The organism is Pseudovibrio axinellae, from assembly GCF_900110875.1.
Classification (GTDB): Bacteria; Pseudomonadota; Alphaproteobacteria; order Rhizobiales; family Stappiaceae; genus Pseudovibrio; species Pseudovibrio axinellae.
Genome location: NZ_FOFM01000006.1, coordinates 239,029 through 263,122 on the forward strand (window position 1 = coordinate 239,029; position 24,094 = coordinate 263,122).

19 protein-coding genes are annotated in these 24,094 nt (G+C 51.5%); 5 read left to right on the forward strand and 14 right to left on the reverse strand.

Going from position 1 to position 24,094, the window contains the following annotated elements:
- Nucleotides 1–8: 8 nt before the first annotated feature.
- The gene (locus BMZ51_RS14810) at nt 9–656 is read right to left on the reverse strand and encodes a DUF1285 domain-containing protein (protein ID WP_139201401.1); all 648 of its coding nucleotides are present in this window, start codon (nt 654–656) and stop codon (nt 9–11) included.
- 395 nt (nt 657–1,051) lie between these two features.
- On the opposite strand from BMZ51_RS14810, the gene BMZ51_RS14815 reads away from it, so the two are divergent.
- The 4 genes from BMZ51_RS14815 to BMZ51_RS14830 are packed head-to-tail and all read left to right on the forward strand — an operon-like array spanning nt 1,052 to nt 7,937.
- Nucleotides 1,052–2,065 carry an AAA family ATPase gene (locus tag BMZ51_RS14815; RefSeq protein ID WP_068006788.1) on the forward strand — a complete coding sequence of 338 codons (1,014 nt, stop codon included), beginning with the start codon at nt 1,052–1,054 and terminating at the stop codon, nt 2,063–2,065.
- A gap of 22 nt (nt 2,066–2,087) precedes the next feature.
- The gene (locus tag BMZ51_RS14820; RefSeq protein WP_068006786.1) at nt 2,088–3,014 is read left to right on the forward strand and encodes a DUF58 domain-containing protein; all 927 of its coding nucleotides are present in this window, start codon (nt 2,088–2,090) and stop codon (nt 3,012–3,014) included.
- Complete coding sequence (locus tag BMZ51_RS14825; RefSeq protein ID WP_068006784.1) at nt 3,014–5,824, forward strand: DUF4159 domain-containing protein; 2,811 nt, start codon at nt 3,014–3,016, stop codon at nt 5,822–5,824. Before BMZ51_RS14820 ends, BMZ51_RS14825 begins: the two co-directional genes overlap by 1 nt.
- Nucleotides 5,825–5,852: 28 nt before the next feature.
- The gene (locus BMZ51_RS14830; RefSeq protein WP_068006782.1) at nt 5,853–7,937 is read left to right on the forward strand and encodes a hypothetical protein; all 2,085 of its coding nucleotides are present in this window, start codon (nt 5,853–5,855) and stop codon (nt 7,935–7,937) included.
- A gap of 122 nt (nt 7,938–8,059) precedes the next feature.
- On the opposite strand, the gene BMZ51_RS14835 is transcribed toward BMZ51_RS14830, so the two are convergent.
- Together BMZ51_RS14835 and BMZ51_RS14840 are read right to left on the reverse strand one after the other, a co-directional pair.
- Nucleotides 8,060–8,635, reverse strand: a complete 576-nt coding sequence (locus tag BMZ51_RS14835; RefSeq protein WP_068006780.1) for a GNAT family N-acetyltransferase — start codon at nt 8,633–8,635, stop codon at nt 8,060–8,062.
- A gap of 324 nt (nt 8,636–8,959) precedes the next feature.
- Nucleotides 8,960–9,364, reverse strand: coding sequence for an NUDIX domain-containing protein (locus BMZ51_RS14840; protein WP_068006779.1), 405 nt, complete (start codon nt 9,362–9,364; stop codon nt 8,960–8,962).
- Nucleotides 9,365–9,890: 526 nt separating this feature from the next.
- Here BMZ51_RS14840 and BMZ51_RS14845 point away from each other — a divergent pair.
- Complete coding sequence (locus BMZ51_RS14845; RefSeq protein ID WP_074882116.1) at nt 9,891–10,826, forward strand: metallophosphoesterase family protein; 936 nt, start codon at nt 9,891–9,893, stop codon at nt 10,824–10,826.
- A gap of 185 nt (nt 10,827–11,011) precedes the next feature.
- Here the strand turns inward: BMZ51_RS14845 and BMZ51_RS14850 are convergent, their stop codons facing one another.
- The 11 genes from BMZ51_RS14850 to BMZ51_RS14900 all read right to left on the reverse strand — a co-directional run bounded on the left by BMZ51_RS14850 (nt 11,012) and on the right by BMZ51_RS14900 (nt 23,709).
- Nucleotides 11,012–11,641 (reverse strand): hypothetical protein, encoded by a 630-nt coding sequence (locus BMZ51_RS14850; RefSeq protein WP_068006778.1) that lies wholly within the window; start codon nt 11,639–11,641, stop codon nt 11,012–11,014.
- A 295-nt stretch (nt 11,642–11,936) separates the two neighbouring features.
- Nucleotides 11,937–12,548 (reverse strand): GNAT family N-acetyltransferase, encoded by a 612-nt coding sequence (locus tag BMZ51_RS14855; protein ID WP_068006777.1) that lies wholly within the window; start codon nt 12,546–12,548, stop codon nt 11,937–11,939.
- Nucleotides 12,549–12,627: 79 nt separating this feature from the next.
- A complete protein-coding gene (flhA, locus tag BMZ51_RS14860) occupies nt 12,628–14,802 on the reverse strand; it encodes a flagellar biosynthesis protein FlhA (RefSeq protein WP_068006776.1) in 2,175 nt (724 codons plus the stop codon).
- A 17-nt stretch (nt 14,803–14,819) separates the two neighbouring features.
- Entirely contained in the window at nt 14,820–16,193 is a 1,374-nt protein-coding gene (flbD, locus tag BMZ51_RS14865) for a sigma-54-dependent transcriptional regulator FlbD (RefSeq protein ID WP_068006775.1), read from the reverse strand.
- Between the two features lie 31 nt (nt 16,194–16,224).
- Complete coding sequence (fliN, locus tag BMZ51_RS14870; protein WP_068006774.1) at nt 16,225–16,563, reverse strand: flagellar motor switch protein FliN; 339 nt, start codon at nt 16,561–16,563, stop codon at nt 16,225–16,227.
- A 64-nt stretch (nt 16,564–16,627) separates the two neighbouring features.
- The gene (locus tag BMZ51_RS14875) at nt 16,628–17,308 is read right to left on the reverse strand and encodes a FliH/SctL family protein (protein ID WP_068006773.1); all 681 of its coding nucleotides are present in this window, start codon (nt 17,306–17,308) and stop codon (nt 16,628–16,630) included.
- A gap of 36 nt (nt 17,309–17,344) precedes the next feature.
- Nucleotides 17,345–18,409 (reverse strand): flagellar motor switch protein FliG, encoded by a 1,065-nt coding sequence (locus BMZ51_RS14880; protein ID WP_068006772.1) that lies wholly within the window; start codon nt 18,407–18,409, stop codon nt 17,345–17,347.
- Between the two features lies 1 nt (nt 18,410).
- Complete coding sequence (gene fliF, locus BMZ51_RS14885; protein WP_068006866.1) at nt 18,411–20,003, reverse strand: flagellar basal-body MS-ring/collar protein FliF; 1,593 nt, start codon at nt 20,001–20,003, stop codon at nt 18,411–18,413.
- 462 nt (nt 20,004–20,465) lie between these two features.
- Nucleotides 20,466–20,741: a CtrA inhibitor SciP gene (gene sciP, locus BMZ51_RS14890; protein ID WP_074882120.1), complete on the reverse strand. Its 276-nt coding sequence runs from the start codon at nt 20,739–20,741 to the stop codon at nt 20,466–20,468.
- 125 nt (nt 20,742–20,866) lie between these two features.
- On the reverse strand, nt 20,867–21,523 hold the full coding sequence (locus tag BMZ51_RS14895) for a flagellar hook assembly protein FlgD (protein ID WP_068006770.1): 657 nt from the start codon (nt 21,521–21,523) through the stop codon (nt 20,867–20,869).
- Between the two features lie 23 nt (nt 21,524–21,546).
- Nucleotides 21,547–23,709 carry a flagellar hook-length control protein FliK gene (locus BMZ51_RS14900; RefSeq protein WP_068006768.1) on the reverse strand — a complete coding sequence of 721 codons (2,163 nt, stop codon included), beginning with the start codon at nt 23,707–23,709 and terminating at the stop codon, nt 21,547–21,549.
- Between the last annotated feature and the right edge of the window lie 385 nt (nt 23,710–24,094).

Below are 24,094 nucleotides of genomic sequence, written 5' to 3' on the forward strand. Positions count from 1 at the left end.
TAATTCACTTAAAACTCAAGATTACTGGCCATATCGACGACGAAAAACTCGCCATGGCTTTCAACACCAACAACACGCCCATCCATACTGTCATGAACCTGTAAATACGGCGCAAGCTCATGGACTAATGGCCGCGCGAACAATGCCTCCAAGCGATCCCGCACAACAATATAGGGCTTTAGTCCGCCACCCTCTTCCTGTTTGACAAACCTGATCGGATGGTCAGGCCCTGCCTCAACAACATCTCCGCAGTTGGTGCGCAGGGTAATCACCTGCTCCCCGTCTTGCGCGTGAATGTCCATCTCAACCGCAACAAATGGCGCATCTTCCACAGTGAGCCCAATCTTCTCAACAGGCGTCACAAGGTAAAATTTCCCGTCTTTCTCTTGCCGCAGCACGGTTGAAAACAAATGAACCAGCGCCTCTCGCTGGATTGGGGTCCCCATGTAATACCAGGAGCCATCGCGCTTAATCTGCATATCCAGGTCCCCGCAAAACTCCGGGTTCCATAAATGGATGGGGGGCAGACTCTTAGATGTTCCGGCCCGCGATATCAAAGCCTGAAGACCTTTCGGCATTTCCTTTATTTCTGGAATGCTCTTTTGTGTTTTGTCAGTCGTCACGGTCAAATCCACCAGTACATCTTGAGGTATCATTATAGTTAGTTAGGGGTAATTTGGTGTCGAAGAAGCCATAACGCTACCCCCACCACGCGCCTGCGCCAAGTTATACCTTTGCGATAACCATTAAATTCTCAGGGGCAAAGGCATTCTCAGTAGCCGGACTCACCCTCTGTTCACAAAAATGCCGCTAAGGTAGGTCCCAATCATTCGATAAACGCCCAACACCAACCAGGGATGCTCTGCCCCCGATCTCATTGGTACAACGCATGGCCGATCTACCTTGCCAACCAAACGCAATGTCTGCGCTTTCACATAGCAAACGAAAGCAACAGGCCTATAGATTTGCTAGGGATCGTCTTTTTTAAAACCGAGTATGATGAAACTATGAGCCAGGCAGGGTTGTAAAGCGCGACGAAAAGAGAGCAGCGATGAACACCAATATGACAAGCATCCCCCCAAAACCAGAGGATATCCTCGCGCGTACGGAAGCGGCCTGTGAGAAGATCCGGCTGGCAAAGGAGGAAATAGCTCGGTCTATATTTGGTCAGGAAAGCGTCGTTGAACGAACACTGGTTACTATCCTTTCCGGTGGCCATGGTCTGCTTGTGGGTGTCCCCGGCCTTGCCAAGACCAAACTGGTTGAGACATTGGGGACAGTGCTTGGTCTTGATTCTCGCCGCATTCAGTTCACCCCTGACCTCATGCCCTCTGATATTTTGGGATCTGAGGTGATGGAGGAAGCCCCGGATGGAACCCGCTCATTCCGGTTCATTCCCGGCCCTGTTTTTGCCCAGCTCCTCATGGCAGACGAAATCAACCGTGCAAGCCCCAGAACGCAATCAGCACTCCTACAATCGATGCAGGAATACCACGTAACCATCGCGGGTCATCATCATGATCTGCCCGCCCCCTTCCATGTCCTAGCCACCCAAAACCCGCTTGAACAGGAAGGCACCTACCCGTTACCTGAAGCACAGCTGGACCGCTTCTTGATGCAGATTGACGTTCACTACCCGGATATAGATGCCGAACGCCGCATTCTGCTCGAAACAACCGGAGCTTCAGAAGCAAAATCCAAACAGGTCTTACAGTTAGATGAGCTAAAGGAAATGCAAAGGCTTGTGCGCCACATTCCAGTCGGAGAAACGGTCATGGATGCGATCTTGAAACTGGTCAGGGCGGCCCGTCCAGGTGAAGCCGACGGCTTTGCAGACTTGGCTCAATACATCGCTTGGGGACCAGGCCCACGCGCCAGTCAGGCACTCATGTTAACCGTACGTGCCCGTGCTTTGGCTGATGGCCGTCTGTCGCCAAGCATCGATGACGTTATGGCATTGGCAGAGCCAGTGTTACAACACCGTATGGCACTCACCTTTGCAGCCAGAGCAGATGGGAAAACCATTCCTCAGATTCTCAGAGACATTAAAGACCGCATCGCCTAAACTCCAGCCGACAGGATCGTATATGTTATCTTCGAGGCCCGCTCCTCAAAGCTTACAAGAAAATACCTTCGGCGTAACGGGCGAAGCCCAGTCCCTCGCTGGCAGCCTGCCGGACCTGCTGGTCGAAGCCAGCCGCATCGCTGCCAATGTCACTGCTGGCTGGCATGGCCGCCGTCGCTCTGGTCCCGGCGAAACCTTCTGGCAATTCCGCCCGTTTCTCGCAGGAGAAGCCGCCCATCAAGTGGATTGGCGACGCTCAGCGCGAGATGATAATCTTTATGTGCGTGAGCGAGAGTGGGAAGCGGCCCAAACCATCTGGGTCTGGGCAGACCTTTCTGCCTCCATGCACTTTCAAAGCAAACAAGCCAAGTCGTCAAAACAAACTCGCGCGCTACTTCTCATGCTTGCACTCTCCTATGCATTAAATGAAGCCGGAGAACGCGTTGGACTGACCGGGCTGACACACGCCCTCGCCAGTAGAAATGCCGTGCAAACCATTGCTGAAACACTGGTACACGAAAACCCGTCATCAACACTCCCCAACCCAGAGGGGATCCGACGTTTCTCAGAGACCGTCCTTTTTTCAGACCTTCTCGACCCGCCAGACAAACTCGAAAAGTGGATGGAAACCATCGCCAGCACGGGTGCAAAGGGCCACTTGGTACAACTCCTCGATCCAATCGAAGAGAGTTTTCCTTTCACAGGCCCAACCAGATTTGAAGACCCGGAAAACGGAGCGCAACTCAAGGCAGGCCGCGCCCAGACATGGCAACAGGAGTATTTGCACCGACTAGCGGTTCATAAGGATCAAATCAGGTCTCTCGCCCGCAGGTTCGACTGGAGCTATACTCTGCACCACACAAATCGCCCAGCGTTAGAGCCGTTAATGCTGCTTCATTCCCGCCTGGCAAACACCCCTCAACACAAAATGAGAGGAGACAAGCTATAATGGGCTCTCTCCTCCCCATCGGCTTTGCAGCTCCCTGGGTTCTTACTGCATTTGTGGCACTACCGGTTCTATGGTGGTTGCTGCGAACGACTCCACCGCAGCCAGCCTACGTAAAATTCCCGCCCCTGCGATTGCTGCTATCCTTGCATAACAAAGAAGAGACACCCCAGCACACTCCGTGGTGGTTGATCCTTCTGCGCCTTCTGCTTGCTGCAATCTTGATCGTTGCAATGGCAGGCCCTGTTTGGAAGCCGCTGGATATTGCCGAACCCAAAGCAGGCCCTCTATGGGTAATTGTAGATAACGGCTGGGATGCGTCAGCCGACTGGGATCGTCAGATCCGAATGGCAGAGATGCTGGTGGAGGGCGCCTCTCAAAACAACCGCACTGTTATGTTAGTCACGACGGCAGATGGTCCGGCTCAGCCCATGCGTTTATCCAGTGCTCAGGAAGTTGCGGATCAGCTTCGTGCCCTGTCTCCGAGAGGCTGGCAAGCAGCCCGTTCGGAGCTTTTACCTGCCCTTCAAAAGCAAGCAGCCCAAAGCCCACCAGGAGCAATTCTCTGGTTTTCCTCACCTTTAGAAGAACCATCCACGACGAGTTTTGCCCGTGGTCTGGCCAATATTGCTCGCGCCACAGATGTTCAAGAACGCGCTTTCTTGATCTACCGTTCAGACACACCAGTTTATGCGCTCAAACACCTGCAAAACTCTGCTGGTGCTATGACAACAACAATTCTACGCCACCCTGCCCCTCTCTCCGAGACATTGACCGTGCGTGCTTATGATCGCAAACAGCGCGTGATTGCGGAACAAACTGTAGAGTTAGAGCCACGACAGAACTCTGCGCAAATCTCTCTTGAGCTCCCCTCAGAGCTGCGCAACGACATCACAAAACTCTCCATTCTCGGCAAAGCCAGCTCAGGCAGCACCGTATTAGTCGATGAGAAATGGCGTAGACGCAAACTAGGTCTGTTTGCAGGTGGGTTTGCAGACCGCTCACAGCCCTTGCTTTCACCCCTTTATTATCTGGAGCGCGCCCTTTCCCCCTTTGCTGATCTCCCTCCCGCTAAAACCACAGATATCAGCACGGCTGTTTCCGATTACTTCGACAAGGGTATATCCGTCCTTGTACTTGCAGAAGTCGGAACTCTGCCAAAAAGTACGGAAGCAGAAATCGCCAGTTGGGTCTCTAAGGGCGGCACTCTGGTTCGGTTTGCGGGCCCCCAACTACCTGAAAAGCAAGATTCTCTCATTCCTGTTGCGTTGCGGATGGGAGAGCGCAAACTAGGTGGCTCCCTTTCCTGGAAAGAGCCTCAAGCCCTCAAATCATTTTCGCCCAACAGCCCATTCCGTGCAATCAGTTTGCCAAACGACGTTACAGTGAACCGCCAAGTCCTTGCTGAACCAACAGCAGACCTGCCTGACAGGACTTGGGCATCGCTAGAAGACGGAACGCCTCTTGTAACAGCAAAGAAACACGGCAACGGGACCATCGTATTTTTCCACGTTACCCCCGACACCAAATGGTCCAACCTGCCGCTTTCAGGTGGTTTCGTAGATATGCTGCGGGCAATCACAAGTATCTCATCAACAGCAGTCTTACCCCCGCAAAATGAGACTGATGGCCCAGCTTCTGCCTCAGCCCTCCCCTTGCTTAAAGTACTCAACGGGTATGGAAAACTCATAGATACTTCGGTCAATCATCAGCCAATTCTTGAACGCGACTTTGCAAACACGCACCCATCGCGAGAAACACCTCCAGGCCTTTATGGCAGTCCAGAAGCAGCCCGCGCACTAAACCTGATAGAGGACGACGACACTCTGGTGCCACTAGACCTTTCTGCACTTTCGATGGCCACCACCCTAGAATATCCCTCAGAAAAGCCGCTTGACCTGCGTGGCTGGTTTTTCTCAATAGCAATCCTCCTTGCTCTGCTGGACACGCTTGCCCTCCTATGGCTCTCAGGTAAATTGCGCAGCAACCGGGTCACCGCTTCAGCCACCTTCCTACTGATAACTACTAGCTTGATCCTAACAAGCACCGACAAAGTATGGGCGCAAAACAGCGCAGAAGATTTTGCTCTGGACGCCTCATTGGACACCCGCCTTGCTTACGTAATTACCGGCTCTCCAGAAGTGGATGAAATCAGCCGTGCGGGCCTCTTCGGCCTCACTCGGCTTTTGACAGACAGGACCGCATTGGAGCCGGAAACTCCAATTGGTCTTGACCTGCAAAAGCATGAGTTGGCGTTCTTTCCCATAATCTACTGGCCAATTGACGCCAATATGCAGCTCCCAGGCCCACAGGCCATGTCTCGCATTGGCGCTTACATGCGTAATGGCGGCACCATCCTGTTTGACACAAGAGATGCTTACGGGCCCTCAGGCTCAAATTCGCAAAACAAACAAAAACTGCAACAACTGTTACAAGGGCTGGATATTCCAAGTCTGGAACCAGTCCCCCACGACCACGTACTGACAAAGACGTTCTACATTCTCGATGAGTTCCCCGGACGTTATAATGAAAGCCCTATGTGGGTGCAGGCAAGTGCCTCATCTTCAGACGGGAGCCGCCCTGTCCGCGCAGGCGATGGTGTTTCCCCAATTATGATCAGTGGCAATGACTTGGCAGCCGCATGGGCAATCGACCCTGAAGGAAATTACCTTTACCCGACCATTCCAGCCGACAGCAACCAGCGTGAGATGGCAGCGCGAGTTGGCATCAACATTCTCATGTACACCATGACAGGAAACTACAAGGCAGATCAGGTCCATATTCCAGCGCTGCTGGAGCGCATAGGCCAATGACGCAAAAACTCGGAGCACAGCAACACACATGACATGGTCTCTTTCCATTGATCCGCTGATGCCGCTTTCGGCAATAATCGCGCTTGGAATGGTCATAGCTCTGGTCTGTGCCTATCTTCTTTTCTTGGGATCCCGCGGCGCACTCATGCGCACCTTGTGTTTGGCATTGCTGGCACTGGCACTTCTCAACCCCGCAATTTTGCGAGAGGACCGTGAATTCCTTCCCAGCACCGTCGTTGTTGTTTCCGACAACAGCCAAAGCCAGCAATTGGAAAACCGGTCCCAACAAACGGCAGAGGTAACGCAGAATATTGTTTCTCAGCTCCAAGCCATCGAAGGTATTGATCTCAGGCAGATTTCCCTGAATGACACATCAATGGAAACCCGTGACGGGACGCGAGCGTTCACCGCGATTTCCAACGAACTCGCTGATGTGCCCCCTGAAAGGATTGCCGGGGCGATCCTTATCACCGACGGCCAGATACATGATGTACCCTCAACAGCTGAGAACCTTGGCTTTTCAGCCCCGATTCATGCGCTGGTTACAGGGCGAGAAGGAGAGTTCGACCGTCGCTTAAAGGTTGCAAAAGCCCCGCGCTTTGGGCTGGTTGGTTCCACACAGATCGTTCAGCTGGAAATGATTGAGGAAGGGACCCCACAACCTTTTGGAAGTCGTGCAGAAGTCACAGTCCGCCGCAACGGCGACATCCTCTCCAAGCAATTCATCACCTCCGGATATGCAGCTGAAATAACTGTCGAAATTGAGCACGGCGGCGAAAATATATATGAGTTTGAGGTGGAATCGTTAGACGGCGAATTAACCCAGCTGAACAACCGGTCCTTGGTCACCATCGATGGCATCCGCGAAAACCTACGGGTTTTGCTGGTCTCTGGCTCTCCTCATGCGGGAGAACGCACATGGCGGAACCTGCTAAAGTCAGACGCCTCTGTTGATCTGGTGCATTTTACGATCCTGCGCCCACCTGAAAAGCAAGACGGAACCCCAATCAATCAATTATCGTTGATTGCATTCCCGACACGCGAGCTGTTCTCAGTCAAAATCGACGAGTTCGACCTTATCATCTTTGATCGTTACGAACGCCGCGGCGTACTCCCCCTGCTCTACTTCGACAACATTGCCAGATATGTAAGTAATGGCGGCGCCGTCTTGATTGCCGGTGGCCCTGACTATGCTGAGGAGAACAGCATCTTCAGAACGCCACTAGGCCGCGTTCTGCCTGCAACCCCGACAGGAGAGATCTTTGAACAACCCTTCCACGCCAGTGTTTCAGAGCTTGGCCTTCGCCACCCGGTAACCCGCAACCTTCCAGGCGCTGGCGAAATCCCACCACAATGGGGCAAATGGTTCCGCCTCGTGGGGGCTGATGTTCAAGAAGGTCAACCCGTTATGACCGCACTCGACAATAAACCACTTCTCGTTTTGAGCCGGGTTGGTAAAGGCCGTGTCGCTGCTTTGTTGTCGGATCATGTTTGGCTGTGGGCAAGAGGATACGAAGGCGGAGGTCCGCATGTCCCGCTTCTGCGCAGGCTGGCACACTGGTTGATGAAAGAACCTGATCTTGAAGAAGAAGCGCTTCGTTTGTCCCTCACAGGCTCAACTCTAACCACAGAGCGGCAAACCCTTGCAAACCTCGTTGACCCGGTAACGCTCACAACCCCCTCTGGTAAAACAGAGCAAGTAAAGCTAACCAAAAATACCAGCGGTCATTGGACAGCCTCCATCAAAGCAGAAGAGCTGGGCCTTTACAGTGCAACAGATGGTGCCCACACTGCCCTTATCAATGTTGGACCTCCGAACCCGCGAGAATTTCTAGAGGTCGTCTCCACAACAAAAACATTGGCAAGCATCACCACACAGAGCAAAGGCATTGCAGAGCGCGTGGCTGCTAATGGTTCAACCTCTCTCTCAGTGCCAAATATCATCGCACAGCGTGCATCCTCCCAATACCATGGCAACGGTTGGATAGGCATCAAACGCACCGATGCAAGTATCTTGAATGGAATTGACCGCTACCCACTTTTAATCGGCTTCCTGGGCCTTGCGCTGCTATTGGGATTACTGTCCTTCACTTGGTATCGCGAAGGACGCTGACACAAGCCCCTTGTTGATGGTGCAATTAGCAGAACAACAAGCGTTTGGTAGATCTTTCTAACCGTGACACATCGTCGGGCAATGTCCCACCAAAGGCCTTACCTCTCAATTGACTCAGCGTCTCAAGTCGCCATTGCGAAAGAGTTCAGCCCAAACTCAGGCGCCTGGCCTTCCAGCGGCTTAGATACAACGAGGGCAGGCTTGAAGTGACCGCCAACAACAGCCCCTTGCGGCACTGTCCCAGCCCCCACCATCAATATGAGCAACCGATCCGGATCAACAGGCCCTGGCAAAGTGATGGTACCCCGAGTGATCTGCTGGTAGCCATGAGGGCCATAATAGGGGTGATCACCAACCAACAAAATAGACTGGACACCTTGAGCCTTTGCTTCCTTTGCAACCGTTTCGAGCAACAACCTGCCAAGCCCCTGCCCATTAAAAGCTGCTTTCACAGTCAACGGACCCAACAACATGCTAGGACTATTCCCGATCATGATTGGTGTGAGTTTGATTGAGCCAGCAATCTCTCCGTTTTGCTCACCAACAAAACACAGGCTCATTTCTTGCTGAACGCCATCCCGGATCTGGAAAGCTGTACGGGTAAACCGCGCCGGGCCAAACGCCTCAGCTTGCATTTGTTCTATCTGGAAAAAATCTGCCGGGGCTTCCTGCCGCACCAGCCATTTTGAAACTACCATATCGCATACCACAAATCGAAGGAAAGAGACCGTCGATCCATGTGGCTCGGGCATTTAAACCGATATTGGGAGCACACTGTGAAAAGGACGGTACGAAGCACCACGCGAGATGATATCTCGCGCGTTCGTTCGTCGTCGCTGTTCCCAGCAGATTGCCATAAGGCCCGTACCCCAAAAAATTAATGTCACTCGCATGCAGTCACACGCGAAATATTGTTTCGTAAGCTTACGTAGCACGCATTTTTTTTATCGTAAAGTGAAAAAGTACGTGCAGATGCGTACACTATAGGGGGAGTAGCCTACGTGTAGAGCATTGATAAACAACTACCAATACGGTTGTGGAGCTCTGTTGTCTGCAATTTCATGCAGGCGACGCTGCGTCGCCGGGCTCAGGCCCTCAGGCAATGCATCCATCGCAAAAAGCTGCAACTCAGCTATTTCCATAACAGGTCGCCTCCAGTCCGCATCCTGTCCAGTCAGGACCGCCTTGAACAAGCCCACATGATCTCGCCCTGTTCCCATCCGGTTAAAATACATGGAAAGCAGCACCAAATCCAAATTGCAGCCGTATCCAGTTTCTTCATACAGTTCTCTGCGTGCTGCCTCGGCCAATGTCTCTCCAGCATCAACCCCACCTCCAGGCAAATACCAGCCTGTTAGGTATTGGTGGCGAACCAGTAAGACACGATTCTCAGAGTCAAAGGCAGCAACCCGTACCCCCAACGTCATGCCGCGCCTCAAAAGTCCAAAGGATTGAACCGCCCAGTTGACAAATCTTGTCTTAAAACTAGCCAAAAGCAACCTCTCCAAACAAATAACTATCTGATATTATACGATAAAAATATAATATATCATTTATGCAAAAACTGCATACCACCTTTGCAAAACTAACACTACACAACCTACAGGATAGGCGTAGAAAGAGATCAATCAATAAGCATACGCCCAAAAATTAATCAGGGCGCCCCCACCACCTACAGATATCAAAGACCCAATGCGATGCACCACATCGCAGGAGAAACACGTCATGCTTACTAAAGTTCTTGCTCGCTTTCGTCGCACAAATCGCTTCCACTGGTCTCCAGCGATTAACAACGAAAACACACATGATGCAGCTGTCTTGCGTCCATCCTCCTGTCTTTAGATGGCATTTCATCTCCAGCGTTGATAAACTGTTAAAGGCGTTTGAGGGGAATTCCAAAAGAGCAGGAAAAACTCTTGACCGCAGGCGCAATGCAACTGATATGCGTAAGCTATGTTTAAGCTTGCTCACTTCTCAGACCCACACTTGGGTCCGTTGCCGGACGTGCAACCTGCTCAGCTCGCCTCCAAGCGCCTGATCGGCTATCTAAATTGGAGGCGCAACCGCGCCCATGCGATGACCAATTCCTATCTTGATGCATTGATCCACGATATTCATGCACAAGAGCCAGATCATATTGCTCTCTGCGGCGACCTCGTCAACATTGCGCTCCCCAAAGAGATTTCGGGTGCAAAAGAGTGGCTCCCGACGGTGGGCTCTCCAGAGGACCTTTCGCTAACACCAGGCAACCATGACGCCTATGTTCCTGGTGCGCTTAAAAAAGCATATGCAGCCTGGCGCCCATATATGCAAAGTGATCCAGAGCTCGCAGTGGCCACAACGAACGCCAATCCCCCTCGCTTCCCTTTTGTTCGCAGACGGGGCAAAATTACGATAATCGGCGTTTCATCTGCCAGGGCGTCTAGCCCCTTTCTGGCAACCGGTTACATAAACAACAACCAGCTACGAGCATTGGGAGAGCAGTTACAGCACGCGAAAGCTCGCGGCGATTTCCGCGTTGTCTTGCTGCACCACCCGCCAGTCCGCAATGCGACATCCTGGTACAAACGATTAGTCGGCTCCAGCCGTTTCCGAAATGTCATCGCAGAGCATGGAGCAGAACTGATCTTGCACGGTCATACTCACCGCGCAACACAGATGGAAATTATTGGCCCAGAGGGGCCGGTCCCCGTCATCTGCGTACCGTCAGCCTCAAATGGCATAGGAAGACACACCCCACCAGCACGCTACAACCTCTATTCGATAGAGCAGGACGGGGCTGGGTGGTCTTGCATCGTGGAGGAACGCGGTTTTTCCACTGCTGCAGAAGGTGTTCACCACATCGCCCAGCATGATCTCCGCATCCCAGGGCTAAGGCTGGCAGCCTAACGCCCTAAACAGGCTTTACGCGAAACAGATACACATATGAAAACAAGAGAACACACGGCAAAACTTGCAGTGTGTTCTTTTTTGAAGCTGGCGACGAAGGAAATTTAGCTAAACCTCAGCTCAAAGAGCCGCAACGCAATTGCTTACAGCTAAAGAAGACAACGATACGCGTGTCGGACTGAACCCTATCCAGAAAAGGGGTTGGCATAGAGTGCCAATGCAACAAGGCCGCCCCCGCCAACAGCAATCCCCACAGCAAGCCCACATAGTAAGATGATGAAATCCCGAGCTTTGCTGGGTTTCACCGCAACAGCCTTGCCTTCGCTCACATCCTTCAGCTGGTCCAGACTGTTGCCGGAAGGCACACTGTTTTGCCGAACACGATTAAGCATCCAGTCGGCTTCCAAGGCACGTTCTTTCTCAATGACCCGCTCTGCAATGTACTCTGTAATGCAGTCCGCCATATCATCGATATCAGCCGTCTCAAGAAGGACCATCCGCCCCAGCCGTGTTTCCTTCACAAAACGATAGGAATGCTGATCACGCCCCATCAGAACGTGACTTGTCATATCAATCCAGAGACGGAGTTGAGTGCCCGGCACAATCTGGAAGGCAAACTGATCATCGTCCTCGGGCACTTCCTTAAACACGTCAATAAGCTCTTCGCTGAGCAGCTCAAGACGAGTCCTCTCGCTCTCTTGAAGGCCAACAACAACGTCAGTACGTTCCATTTCCGCAATACGCACCTTGCGAATGGCATCTCTCAGTGATCGTACCTTCTCATGAGGCACAACGTTGTCATGTAGCTCTGACATGGCAGCTCCCAAATACCCGGTTGAACACGCCCCGTTTCAACCGCTTTCCAACCTACGTACAACCAATCGAGTTAGGTGCGGCCTTCACACATCTTCCACGATTATTCAAAGGTACATGGTAAAGGGAAACTAACACATCCTAGATAAAACTCTAATGAAACCTGACCAACCGTCCCGTTTTGGGGCACTTTTCCCATATCCCTGTCACCTGATGGTTCCCATAAGGATTGCAAGCCAGCACGAAATCACGGGGCACTGATCCTACTCAAGCATCAAAGCAGAAAATTACCTACTGCTATGCCAAAACCGGGATGTGCGGAGCGGATGAGACAACCAAAATCCCTTTCAGCCGCGGGTCATCTGCAACTTCGATCGCACGTTTGTAAGGCACGAAACCGCTGCGAATATAAAACGGCAGAGCCTGTGCGCTGTCACCTGTACACGTATGCACCCAAAGCCGATCAACCCCCGGTCTTGCAAATGCAAGGTCAATTGCATGGTTCATCAACCATCGGCCTGCCCCGCCTCCAATTTGCTCTGGAATAAAACCAAAATACGCAAGTTCCACTTCACTCCCGATGGAAAAATCGAGCTCAAGAAGTCCGATCGCTACCCCGTTTTCCATTACAAAGTAGAGATCCCGGCTCTCTTCATTAAGAACTTTCGTGAGGTCTTCATCGCTCATCACAAGACGGCCAAACCACAGCCACGGCTCACCAATTTTGCGAAACAACCTGCTGTAATCTTGAATATCCACGCGCTCAATCTTTCTCAATAAAAGATCATCGCGTTCAATCAACGTCCTGCTCTGCGGCTTTTCACGCATCTCCAGATAAGTCACAACAGTCGCAATTTTGTCGGAAGGCAATTCAGTATAGTCATCAAGACTGAGAGGTATCGTTGTCATTATCCACCTGCAATAAAGGTCTTATCTTGATAGCCAACGAGCGCATGCTGGACAAGTGAGCTTATCTGCCAATATGGTTTTATATAGTCACCACAGTTTTCAACCGGGCGCGAGGGTGAACTTCATTTTGGCTCATAACAAATGTGTGCGCCCTGAACCGCTCAACAATTGAGCGCACGAACGGACGCGACTGAGCAGAGCACAACAACACAGGAACTTCACCTTGGTTTGCTGCGGCATCAAACGCATTGCGAACCAGACCCACAAACTCCTGAAGTTTTGAAGGCGCCATTGCCAGCTGACGGTCATCTCCGTCACCGATAATACTCTCAAGGAACGCAGACTCCCATTGCGGGCTCAGGCTGATCAAAGGCAAATACCCACCTGGCGCCTGATTGGCAGCACATATCTGACGTGCCAGACGCGTGCGAACATGCTCAGCAATACTGCTTGGATTCCGTGTCGATCCAATCGCCTCTGCAATTCCTTCCAAAATGGTTCCCAAGTCACGAATAGAAATACGCTCCTCAAGAAGAGCCTGCAGTACCCGTTGAATACCAGAGATCGAAATCTGGGCTGGAACAATATCTTCCACCAGTTTGGACTGCTCATCATCCAGCTTTTTCAACAGAACCTGCACGTCTGCATATGTCAAAAGCTCGGAGATATGGGATTTAATCATCTCTGTAAGGTGCGTAGAAATCACAGTCGCTGGATCAACCACCGTATACCCAAGGAGATTGGCCTCCTCACGATACTGCGCTTCAACCCAGGTTGCAGGCAAGCCAAATGTTGGCTCTGTCGTGTGCGTGCCTGGCAAACGAACCTGCCCGCCAGCAGGGTCCATTACCATAAATTGGCTCGGGAACAGCGTGCCTCCGCCAGCATCCAGCTCCTTCACCTTGATCATGTATTCGTTCGCACCCAGCTGAATATTATCAAGGATACGGACCGAGGGCATGATAACGCCCATGTCAGTCGCTATCTGACGACGCAGCGCTTTGATCTGCTCGCTAACCTGATCTGTTTCTTGCTTATTGCGCCCGTTAATAATTGGCAGCAGCGCGTAGCCTAATTCAATACGAAGCACATCCATTTTCAGGCTATCGGCAATTGGCGCTTCCTTCGGTTCCTCAGGTGCTTCCGCTTCTATTTTCGCTGCAACTTCCTCAGCTTTTTCTACGCTTTTACGTTTGCTTGCTTGGCGCGCCAGATAGCCAGCACCACCTGCAAGTGCAAGAAACGGTAGCATTGGCATACCTGGCAGGAACGACAGCACAACCATCACAAACGCCGACATGCCAAGGGCTTTAGGGTAGCCTGTAAACTGAGTGACAAGCGCTTTATCAGCAGCTCCTTCAACACCCGCTTTTGAAACAAGAAGGCCCGCAGCAGTAGACACAATAAGTGCCGGGATCTGAGAGACCAGACCGTCACCAATCGTCAGAAGTGTATAGTTCTCAGCCGCTTGTGCAAACGTCAGATTTTGTTGCATCACGCCGATGACGATGCCACCAATAACATTGATGAAGGTAATCATCAGGCCGGCAATAGCATCACCGCGCACAAATTTGGAAGCACCGTCCATGGACCCAAAGAAGGTGGATTCCGACTCCAGCTCCTTACGGCGGGTCCGCGCTGTTTCCTCGTCAATCAGACCTGCGCCCAGGTCCGCATCAATAGCCATCTGCTTACCGGGCATCGCATCAAGCGTAAATCGTGCTGAAACCTCAGCAATACGGCCAGAACCCTTTGTAATAACAACAAAATTCACGATCACAAGAATTGCAAAGACGATAATTCCGATAACGAAATTGCCGCCCATAACAAAGCTGCCAAAGGCTGCAATCACATTGCCAGCAGCATCAGCTCCTTCATGCCCATGCGACAAAATCAAACGAGTAGACGCCATATTAAGCGCCAGCCGTAACATGGTTGCAATCAGCAACACTGTTGGAAACGCAGAAAACTCCAATGGCTTTTGAATGAAAAGGCCCACCATCAGGATCATCACAGAGAAGATGATCGAGACAGCAAGAAACATATCCAGCAGCATTGCAGGCATGGGTACAATGAGCATCACAAGGATGACCATCACACCAATTGCAAGCCCAAGGTCGCCCTGCTTTATTGCACCCCAAAGGTCCTTTAGGAACGCAGACTGACCAACAACACCTAATCCGGGCACGCCAGCAGCAGAAGGAGCACTTTCGCCTCCCCCTTTTGCCGCTTGTGTATTTGCCTCTTCAGACATGCTTGTGCCCTAACCGTTTATGCTTCAGCCGAGCCGGCGCGTACATCGCCCGGCCCCGCCACCTCAACACCCTCTTTGGTGTAAAGGTTCAGCTTATTGCGTAGGGTACGAATTGAGATACCAAGGATCTTTGCTGCATGTGTTCGGTTGCCCAAACAGTGGTCCAGAGTGTCCAAAATCAAATCGCGCTCCACATCGGCAACCGTACGGCCAACCATATCGCGCGAAACCGCCTCCGCCGCATAAGCGGCGCGTGCTGCCGTCTGCTGACCTGCACCCATAGTGATCGGCGATCCGTCCGGCATGCGAATTGAAGCCGCATCAATTTCAACACCAGTGGAAAGCAAAACAGCGCGATGCATGGTGTTTTCCAGCTCGCGAACGTTCCCCTTCCAAGGGTTAGCCAAAAGCAATTGGCGACCTTCCTGTGAAATGGGCAGCGCTTTAGTGCCGTTTGCTTTCGCATAGATCTCAATAAAGTGACTTGCCAGCTCCAGAATATCGGCTGGCCGCTCCCGCAGTGCCGGCAGCTTCAGGTTCACCACATTCAACCGGTAGAGCAAATCCTCACGGAACGTGCCATTGCGCACTTCCTCACCCAAGTCGCGGTTGGAGGTCGCGATAATACGAATGTCAACCGGAACAGGTCGACTGCCACCAACACGATCAATCACACGCTCCTGAATTGCGCGCAGTAATTTGGCCTGAAGACGAACATCCATCTCGGAAATTTCATCAAGCATCAAAGTGCCGCCATCGGCTTCTTCAAACTTGCCTATACGCCGAGCAACAGCACCTGTGAACGCACCTTTTTCATGACCAAAGAGCTCAGATTCTAACAAATGCTCTGGAATTGCAGCACAGTTGATAGAGATAAACGGCTTATCCGCACGGCTGGATTTGCTATGTAAAAAGCGAGAGATCACTTCCTTACCAGAGCCGGATTCTCCTGTGATCAAAACGGAAGCATCTGAAGGTGCCACTTGTTCTGCAAGCTTAATAACGCTTGCCATTGCAGCGTCACGGTAGATCAGATCTTCACGCTCTTCAGTCACAGCTGCCAGAACCGCTGCAATCAGCTCCGGGTCGGGTGGAAGAGGAATATACTCTTTGGCACCAGCACGAATGGCAGAAACAGCCGCACGCGCATCCGTTCCCAACCCGCATGCGACGAGAGGAACATGGATACGCTCGCGCTCTGTGAGTTCCACCAGTTGACCGATATCTTCGTTGACATCAACCATGAGCAAGTCTGCACCCTGCCCAGAGCGTAAAACCTTCATAGCCTGAGAAACACCGGGCGCATGAGTAACAGACGCACCACGCTCCATCGCAATCTTGGTTGCGGTCGTCAGCTGACCACCAAGCGTTCCAACGATCAAGAGCCGCATGTCAGTTCCTTTCCATTACGCCCCATGTTAATCACCGATCTGCCTTGATGATTTCAGTCATAGTGACGCCAAGCTTATCTTCCACCAGCACAACCTCACCGCGTGCAATAAGCCTGTTATTCACGTAAACGTCTATGGCCTCTCCAACCTTTCGGTCGAGCTCCATAACAATTCCGGTATCCAGATGCAGAAGATCAGAAACTTTCATCTTTGTATGTCCAAGCACAGCAGCCAGTTGGACCGGCACGTCGAAGACAGCTTCCAGATCAGCCGCAGCTTTAACGCCGCCCTCACCATCTGCGCCAAGGCCACCAGTACGCTGAGTACTTTGATGTTGGTCCAACAGCATTCCCTGTTCATCACTGCTCATATTCAACCTTTCTGATCCTGTACCGGCATCAACCCTGTACGGTCACAGGCAAACAGCCCAAATATCATTCAGTTCTGCTCGCGCGTTCACGAGCTTCGAAATGAGATTTTATAGCCATTTCAATTTGTTCAACGGTTTTACGACGGTCGCGTATTATGCCGCCGTCTGGCCATTCAATTCGGCAGTCGCCGCGAGTCATATTGTCTGACTTAACGACATGCACCTTGCCCTCAAAGCTGCTCTTCAACACCAGACTTGCAACCATGCCTTCCAGCGCGCCAGTATCATCAGCTGGCACTTCGATAAGGATCTGAGGGATCTTACGAAGCGGTGTCAGGCATTCTGAAAGCAGCGCGACAACCTCAGCAAGCGGCTCTCGTGCAATGAGGTGGCTACACAAGCGGCGCGCAATCAAAAAACACATCGAAACCAGATTTTGCTCTTGCGCACGCATTTGTGTCTCAAGGTCCTCAAGCGCGACCTCCAGCCTTTCACGTAAAGCCAACAGCTCTTTTTGCGCTGCAGCCTGGTGTTGCTCACCCAGCGCCTTCTTAGCTTTCGCCTCCCCGCTCGCAAAAGCTGCTTTCTCGGCCGCCTTTAAGAGCTTTTTGTGCTCAGCAACCGAAATCATTGGCTCTGGCGCTGGAGCCTCTTCCACACTCGAAGCTGGTTCAATTTCGTCAATTGAGTTGGTATCAAACAAAAACCGTTGTCGCACAGCACCTTGAGGCATCACTGTAACCATCAATCAGCCCCTCGAACATGCAGATAAAAGAAAAGGTTAGTAGACAAGTTCGTCCTCTCCTTTTTTCTTGTTAAAGCTGATTTCCCCGGCAGCAGCCAGATCTTTTGTTTTCAGCACCAAACTGTTTTGCGCTTCATCCACCTCGCGCAATCGAACAGGGCCCATATTTTCCATGTCCTCTTGCAGCATCTTTGCAGCACGTGAAGACATGTTCGCCGTAAAGAATGCAACAGCAGTTTCAGAGGCACCTTTGAGCGCCATGGCCAACTGGTCTTTCTCAACATTGCGCAGCAAGGTTTGGCAGGCACCAGAATCTAACTTCAACAGATCCTCGAAGGTGAACATCAAATTACGAATGCGCTCTGCAGATTCTCGGCTGTCTTCTTCCAGCGCAGCCAGAAAACGCCCTTCAGTCTGTCGATCGAAATTGTTAAAGATATCAGCCATCATCTCATGGCTGTCGCGCCGACTGGTCTGGGACAGGTTCGACATAAACTCTATGCGCAAAGTCTGCTCGACCTTATCCAGAATGTCCTTTTGGATAGATTCCATGCGCAACATGCGGTTGACCACATCCAGCGCCAATTCTTCATTAAGAAGCGCAAGAACACGAGCAGCATGGTCACTCTGGATTTTTGAAAGCACAACAGCAATCGTCTGCGGGTATTCATTCTTCAGATAATTCGCAAGCACGTTCTCTTGCACATTGGAGAGCTTTTCCCACATGTTACGGCCTGCAGGACCACGAATTTCCTCCATGATAACCGCAACACGGTCTGCTGACAGGAACGAGTTCAACAAACGCTCTGTGACATCTACGTTTCCGTTCAGCGCGCCACGCGTAGAGAGGCGCTTCAGAAAGTCAACAAAGAGCTCTTCCAGCATGGTCGGCGTAACAGGGCCAAGGTTTGCCATTGCATTGGAAACCTGACGCACTTCGATCTCGTCAAGCCCGTCCCAAATGGCCTTTCCGTACTCCTGCCCAAGCGCCAAAAGCAGAACGGCTGCACGTTCTGCTCCTCCAAGTTCTCTTTCAGCTATCTCCGATGTAACCGAGAGCCCCTGCTCACTCGACTCCTGTGCGACGACCTCTTCACTCATATTATGCCGCCTCGTTTAGCCAGCCGCGCACAATATTGACGGCTTCGCTCGGAGTTTCTTCAATCATCTCGCTGATTTGCTGAATAGAACTCTGATGGAGGGCTGCCTGGTTTTTCGCATCTTCAATCCACTCTGCAGTTGGTATCTCAGCGTGCATAGTCTCCACTTCACCCAAGAGACTTTCAAGCTGTGACGTCTCCTTCGCAGTAACAGTTCCATCTGAGAGCATTGGGACGACTCCCTCGGTAAGCGCGCCCTTTTCCTCTTCGCTGGCAAGGATACGCTTCATCAAAGGCATGACTGCGAAAATGAGGAGCAGAACTGTAATCACGAAGAGAACGCCAAGCTCAGCAAGCTTCATGATGTCAGCGCGCGTGAAGTCAAATAGACCGCCCTCATTGTCACCAAAGTCCTGTAGCGGAGCTTCCACAAAGCGCATGTTCACCACTTCTACGGTGTCACCGCGGCGCTGGCTGAAGCCGACAGCGGTACGAACCAGAGTAGCAATTTGCTCTAGCTCACCTTCAGTGCGGGCCTGATAGGTATGCGTTCCATCAGCGCTCACGGTATATGTGCCGTCAACCAGCACCGCCACTGACAGCCGCTCCAGACCACCAGCCTCATAAATCTCAGTGACCGTGCTCTTGGAGATCTCGTAGTTCAGAATTTCCTCTGAAACATTAGAGTTCTCCTTAGTTCCCGTAGTACCCGAAACTTCTTCTGTGCTTGGCAACTGGTTCCCAACAGAGACAGTCTCTTCACCATTGGTCGCGGAGGCATTTTCCTCTTTACTCTGAGAAGACCGTAAAACCTGCCCGGCAGGATCATACAGCTCCTGCGTCTCGGTCTTGCGGTTATAATTTATCTCCGCGGCCACACGCACTCGTGCACGTCCCGTACCAACAACGTTATTCAGGATCTCTTCAACCTGTTGCCGCAGGCGAGATTCTAGTGTCAAACGCCGTTCGTCAAGTGAACCGCCTCCAGCCAAGCCTTCCTTGTCGCCAGTTCCGCTCGCAAGCAAAGCACCCCGTTCATCAACGATAGAAACGTAAGAGGGCTCCAAGCCTTCGACAGCTGTTGCCACGAGATGCTGAATGGCGCGGATCTGGCCATTCGTCAAAGAACCTTGCACTTTAATAGCGATAGAAGCCGTCGGTGGCTCCCGGTCACGTTGGAACAATTGCTTTTCAGGAATTACGAGATGAACACGGGCAGAGGAAATGCGGCCAATGCTTCGGATCGTGCGCGACAGCTCACCTTCGAGCGCCCTAAGGCGATTCAGGTTTTGAACAAAGCTCGTTGCCCCGAGCGTGTCTGTCTTATCAAAGATCTCGTAACCAACGCCGCCGCCGGAAGGAAGACCGGTTTCTGCAAGGCTCATTCGCAAGCGGTGAACATTCTCTTCAGGCACGAGAATGCTCCGACCGTTGACGCCAAGTTCATATGAAACGCCCTGTGTTTCAACTTGGCTGACAATGGCAGCCGCATCTTCAAGAGTGAGATCAGTAAAGAGAGGCACCATTTGAGGCGCCGTCGCACGCACAATAATGAAAGCAAACAGGCCGATCAGCATAACGGCCATTGCACCCATCGCTGCCAGACGCGCGGGCCCAAGTCCTTTCAGGAAGTCAAGGAGTCCGTTCACAATTGCCGCCCCGTACTTTTCAATCACTCATTTAAAAAGCGCCAACAACACAGTAATCAACATGGAAATTCGGTGTGATTTACCCGTGACTTGTTGGTAGGTAAAAATTGCCCGCTTCAGGGTTAACAAAAGGTTAATAAACCCCTAATAATCCGTAAACAGGAACTCTACCCACAAAGAAGCATTGTGGAGGAACGTAGGAAAGGCCGTTGACTAGGCTTTTGAAGAGTCTAGTGAATCTCGAATAGCCTATTCGGCAGATTTTGCCGGAGCAGTTAAGACATCATAGTTAATCTGAAAAAGGCGGTCAAAATATGACTCATAATGCAAAAAGGCCGGCTTTATCAGCCGGCCTTTTTTTGAACCTCAAACCCGTATGGGCAACGGCCCTTATTTGCCTGAAGCCTGTTAGTTGCGATAGTCCTGCACCCGTGTAGCTCGTAGTCCAGCTAAACCATGACGGTCGATCGAGTTCTGCCAAGACAGAAACTCTTCTACGGTCAAAGTGTACCTGTTACATGCTTCATCCAGAGACAATAAGCCTCCACGTACAGCTGCAACCACTTCAGCTTTTCTTCTTATAACCCACCGCTTTGTAGAGGTAGGAGGAAGATCTGCTATCGTCAAAGGACTCCCATCGGGGCCAATGACATACTTTACTCGTGAACGATAATGTTCGGTCATTCTACTCTCACACAAACCATGACCAAGCTGAGGATGAGAATAGAACAAGGCGCTTAAAATTTGGCTAAGCCCCCATCAATCTTTTGGTAAGATTCATAACCGTGGATATAAGTGGATATTAACTACTACAGAATTCCCTGAACACCGGTCACATCTCCGACTGGAATTTCCAGCTCGCCCATCTGAAGAATGACCACTCCGGTACTGAAATCAATACCGTCCACAACACCATTAATTTCAGCCTGAACTACAAAAGGTTCGCCGTTGGCGTCCTTTGTGACAATCTCAATAGAATAAGCGCCATCCCCTTGATTTGTGCCACTGGAGCCCACACCATCCCACTCAAAAGTATTATCGCCTTTTTCAAGAACGATCTCTTCCTGATAAATTTCGGCACCCTCATCATTGAATATGGTGATCGTCGCATCACCCTCTGATGTTGCATCAAGATTCCATGATGCATGGCCATCTTTAAGTTCAGTAGTGCCGCCCTGAGCGGTCACTTCTTTTCCAATATAGTTTACAAACTGACTCGCACTTTGCGTCTTAAGCTGGGTCAGCTGTTCCTCCAGTTTTTCTGTGGTAGCAATTTGCTGCTCAACCATAGAGTACTGAACCAATTGATTCGTATATTCCGACGAATCAAGAGGCTCCAGCGGATCCTGATTCTGCACCTGCGTGGTGAGCAACGAAATGAAGAGATCAAAGTTGGCATTGATATTTGCTTGCTCGGAGGCTCCAGAAGTGCTGGCCTCAGGAGTCAGAGAATTAATTGTCGTCATTTTCACTTACCTCGTAGGCAGCATCAAACCAAAATATCCAACCCGTCAGCAGGGGAAGAACCATTAAACTTATTATGAGAAGCAACAGCTGCCTCAGCTAGCAACGCCTCATCAGACGCCATGTCTGCACGTCCCATGGCTTGCTGCTGGTCACTATTCTGGTCAGCAAATTGATTCTGAGACCCGCCCCCCTCTTGGCGAAGGGAAAACTGAAGAGAACTTTTTTCGCTCTCAACACCTGCTTCCTGAAGCGCTTTTTCGAGTCCACGCTGATCCTTTTGCAACAACTCAAGCGTTTCAGGTCTCTCAACGACTAAATGTGCCCGCAGCCGACCGTCCTTGCTAAACTCAAGCGACACATCAACACCACCCAGCTCCCTCGGATCCAAACGGATCTCAAAGCGGTTCACACCGCCACTCGCTTGCCGAGCAATCTCGGGCCAAACAGAGTTCGCAACGTTTCTGAGCGTTGAGGTTGGAAGAGATGTAATAGCGCGAGATGCAGCATCAGTACGTACTGTCGAAGAGACAACCGCCTCAGAGTTTTCTAAGTCAAACTCCGTCGCATCTCCTCCTTGCAACCCAGCGGCAAGCCCCCAACCAACTGCTGCAGTTGAACCCGCTTGCTCTTGGGTTTGAGGCACCTTGACGTCCACCGTTACAGCAGGTGTCCCTGCTGCCTTGCGCGTTGATGGCGCGGTTTGCTCGGCTCCCTTATTCACAAAGGTCTGGTCATCCACCTCAATCGCTTCACCAAGCTCAAGTCTGCTCTCCGCAGCCATTGGACTTTGAGGAGTAGCTCCAGCCACCCGGTCCTTACTGTTCAATGAAGGAGTGCCGATAGAAGCTGGTGTTGTCCGGCTAACCTGCTCTGCAATATGTACAACTGTCTGTGCTTTTTGCGTCTCAGTTGTAACGCCCCCAACAGACGCGCCTGCCTGAAGAGGCTCAAAAGCTGAAGTTGCAGGTTTTGCAATCACATTGGGAAAGATGATATCGTCGTCATCTGCAACAGATGCAGCGGGCAAAACGCGTTGCTGACTTCCAACAAAACTAGTATCTGTCTTGCTAGGTTGCGCATCACTTGCTGGCTTAACAACGTCTGCACCTTCCGCCGCTGGCGGTGTTGGCCGCTCAGGACCTCCAAAATTTACATGAACGCCATTTTGAGTGGTCTCAGGTTTGGAGGAAGCTGGCTCAACATTGGCCGTAACGCTCTTTACCTCTGGCGCCGTAGCCAACTCAACAACATTTCCCCTTTTCGCAAGGTGAGGTGCCGCAGTACCTGCAACAGGTTCAGACCTGGCAACTGTCGAAGGGCGACTTTCAGAAGCCGCGTCCGACCTCGCCATCCCTTCAACACCTGCCGGTGCCTGTTGGACCACACCGGCCTCTTTCAACTCACCACCCCGCTCCGCTCCGGTTTTCACAGTCTCGGAAGCTATATGCTTAGCAGGCTCAGGCAACGAAGGTTGAGAGCGAACCAGATCAGGACCTTTGCGCGTTTCCGTAAGCCCGACATTTTCTGCCTCAGCGCGCGTTACCTTTGGGGGCGCTGGCATTTCTTGAGGCACCACATCGGCAGGAACCAGAGCAGCGTCATCATTTGCTTGAGGCAAGATTTGCCCATTGCCGGTTTGCTGTGAACCACTGACGACCTGCGCCCCAGAGTTTCCCATTGTAGTAAGAGGACCATTCTGCTCCCCGTCCATTTCAACACCACTCGGCTGCTGCAAAGCGTTTTGCGGGAATGGAATAAAGGGAGGCTTGTCACCAACCAGGTCTGGAGCGCTATCTACATTACCGGTAACAGCGATCGGCACCTCTCCTGCTTCCTGAAGTCTAACAACCAAACTCGGAGCACTTGCACCCAAAGGTGAAACAGAAGCATCTGACTGTGGCGCAAGCGGCTCAATACCGACAAATGCGCTCTCTCCATGTTCCTCTTTGACCTTTAATACAGAGCGATCAACACCCGTCTTCAGCGCTCCTGAAAAAAGATCGACCGCAGTTGCCGCCGCTCCATCCCCTTCTGAAGCTTTAGCAAGAAGACCGGAGAAAGACCCCGCATCTTCTCCAGACAATCGCTCGCCAGACCGCACACTCCCACCTTGCCCAATGACCGGCCCAGAAGGTGCTTGTGGCTGAAAGAGTCCGTTTAAACCCAGCAAAGCAGATTGCGACATATATTCCTCAAACTACGCAACGCTCCCCACCGTAACCGGTGACGAGGACATATTGCGCGTAGATATGCAAATTGCAGGCCAGTTTTGTTTTTTCGAATAATGGTTGATTTTCAGTAGGATAAAACAGTAGCCCATTCACAAACGAGGGCGATCTAGAACACTTATTGCCCCTTGCCCGGCAACAAATGCCCACTCAGAAAATGTTTCCAATCAAAAAGATTGGCCTTCCGTCGAGTTTTAGGTATATTCCCGCTAAGAAACACGCTCAAAACGTATGCACGCGTGCAAGCGAAGCGTTTAAAATGAGAGCCTGCGCTAAGCCACCGCCAGAGCGCAGCAAACACAAGCAGATAAAAGCGAGCAATCTTCACTACGGACTTCAACA

Bases quoted from the DNA above. Each gene is read 5' to 3' on its own strand.
- BMZ51_RS14810 (WP_139201401.1), bottom strand. From the start codon at position 656: ATGATACCTCAAGATGTACTGGTGGATTTGACCGTGACGACTGACAAA.
- BMZ51_RS14815 (WP_068006788.1), top strand. From the start codon at position 1,052: ATGAACACCAATATGACAAGCATCCCCCCAAAACCAGAGGATATCCTC.
- BMZ51_RS14820 (WP_068006786.1), top strand. From the start codon at position 2,088: ATGTTATCTTCGAGGCCCGCTCCTCAAAGCTTACAAGAAAATACCTTC.
- BMZ51_RS14825 (WP_068006784.1), top strand. From the start codon at position 3,014: ATGGGCTCTCTCCTCCCCATCGGCTTTGCAGCTCCCTGGGTTCTTACT.
- BMZ51_RS14830 (WP_068006782.1), top strand. From the start codon at position 5,853: ATGACATGGTCTCTTTCCATTGATCCGCTGATGCCGCTTTCGGCAATA.
- BMZ51_RS14835 (WP_068006780.1), bottom strand. From the start codon at position 8,635: ATGGTAGTTTCAAAATGGCTGGTGCGGCAGGAAGCCCCGGCAGATTTT.
- BMZ51_RS14840 (WP_068006779.1), bottom strand. From the start codon at position 9,364: ATGACGTTGGGGGTACGGGTTGCTGCCTTTGACTCTGAGAATCGTGTC.
- BMZ51_RS14845 (WP_074882116.1), top strand. From the start codon at position 9,891: ATGTTTAAGCTTGCTCACTTCTCAGACCCACACTTGGGTCCGTTGCCG.
- BMZ51_RS14850 (WP_068006778.1), bottom strand. From the start codon at position 11,641: ATGTCAGAGCTACATGACAACGTTGTGCCTCATGAGAAGGTACGATCA.
- BMZ51_RS14855 (WP_068006777.1), bottom strand. From the start codon at position 12,548: ATGACAACGATACCTCTCAGTCTTGATGACTATACTGAATTGCCTTCC.
- flhA (WP_068006776.1), bottom strand. From the start codon at position 14,802: ATGTCTGAAGAGGCAAATACACAAGCGGCAAAAGGGGGAGGCGAAAGT.
- flbD (WP_068006775.1), bottom strand. From the start codon at position 16,193: ATGCGGCTCTTGATCGTTGGAACGCTTGGTGGTCAGCTGACGACCGCA.
- fliN (WP_068006774.1), bottom strand. From the start codon at position 16,563: ATGAGCAGTGATGAACAGGGAATGCTGTTGGACCAACATCAAAGTACT.
- BMZ51_RS14875 (WP_068006773.1), bottom strand. From the start codon at position 17,308: ATGGTTACAGTGATGCCTCAAGGTGCTGTGCGACAACGGTTTTTGTTT.
- BMZ51_RS14880 (WP_068006772.1), bottom strand. From the start codon at position 18,409: ATGAGTGAAGAGGTCGTCGCACAGGAGTCGAGTGAGCAGGGGCTCTCG.
- fliF (WP_068006866.1), bottom strand. From the start codon at position 20,003: ATGGGTGCAATGGCCGTTATGCTGATCGGCCTGTTTGCTTTCATTATT.
- sciP (WP_074882120.1), bottom strand. From the start codon at position 20,741: ATGACCGAACATTATCGTTCACGAGTAAAGTATGTCATTGGCCCCGAT.
- BMZ51_RS14895 (WP_068006770.1), bottom strand. From the start codon at position 21,523: ATGACGACAATTAATTCTCTGACTCCTGAGGCCAGCACTTCTGGAGCC.
- BMZ51_RS14900 (WP_068006768.1), bottom strand. From the start codon at position 23,709: ATGTCGCAATCTGCTTTGCTGGGTTTAAACGGACTCTTTCAGCCACAA.